This is a genomic window from Leptospira perolatii, from assembly GCF_002811875.1.
Lineage (GTDB): Bacteria > Spirochaetota > Leptospiria > Leptospirales > Leptospiraceae > Leptospira_B > Leptospira_B perolatii.
On sequence record NZ_NPDZ01000039.1, the window covers coordinates 1 to 1036 of the forward strand.

General features: G+C 42.3%; 1 protein-coding gene. It reads left to right on the forward strand.

All coding sequences use genetic code 11. The annotated features are described in order from the left end of the window. Positions 1 to 220 precede the first annotated feature (220 nt). On the forward strand, positions 221 to 895 hold the full coding sequence (locus CH373_RS18485) for a hypothetical protein (RefSeq protein ID WP_100715575.1): 675 nt from the start codon (positions 221 to 223) through the stop codon (positions 893 to 895). Positions 896 to 1036: the final 141 nt, after the last annotated feature.

Below are 1036 nucleotides of genomic sequence, written 5' to 3' on the forward strand. Positions count from 1 at the left end.
TCGGTTTCTTTTTTACTGATAGGGTTTTGTATACTTCAGCAGTGCGAAATTTTTTATGTACTGACGGTTCATCCCTTGGTGGAGGGAGAATTTTCCATTGGGCAGATTTCGGGACCCTTTGTATAAAAAAGTACTTGTCCGTTCTCGTCTGGCTAGAGCTCCTACCTTTAAGCCAATTTATTTCATCACTTTGACATAATTTTGGAGTTTTGCTCTTTTTGTGATTTTTGCGCGTATTTTTCATTTCGGTGAGCGTAACTGGAAAGCTTTCTTAGGCGTTTTCCTTTGTGCGTCCGGCTTGATCCTTCCTTTTACTCAATTTCTTTCCTTATCGAAAGGGATTGATTCCAGGGAGATAAGGAGTTCTGCGCTCGTTGTTTCTCACTGGGAAGCTTTAGAAGATTCCTATGAAGCGGAAACCTTTGCTTTTCCTGGCCTAAGTGGCAAACCTGAGGCTCTGGTTACTGAGAACCTTGCTAGTAGAACGGAAAAGTCCGAAATGCAAGTTGAAGGTGTCTTTGTTGCTCCCTTTGAAAAGGATTGGGAAGATCCTATTGTTACCTCGATTCGACTCGGAATCGTGGAATCTAATTTACAATTTTATTATGGATTCGGCTTGGACTTGATGCAGATGAGGCCTGAGGATCCGTTTTCTCGTTTCGGCGGGACTTTAGTTGTTTTGCCGGGGTTCATTTTGGTCCGTTCCGGTAGCTCTTTGAAAGAGAAGAAGGCTTCCGGTTCTAAGTTTTTATTTTCCGTTTTTAGGGGTGATGTTTCGCCTAATGTTCGCTTTGCGCTTCACTTTAATGAAGTGCATCTCAATCGAAAAATGACTCGTTATTTTGCACGCCGTACCCATGGCGATCCAGATCTTAGAGGTACTATACTCCTATGAAATTTCCTTCCTTTCCATTTTTTAAAAACACTTCCTCTCTAAATTCTTCTCAAAATCTAACGCAAGTTAACGCACGAAATCCGATGCACGTTATTGTGCTGCGCTTGCAAAAGGCTGTGATGGATCGCAGGAACAGGAGAA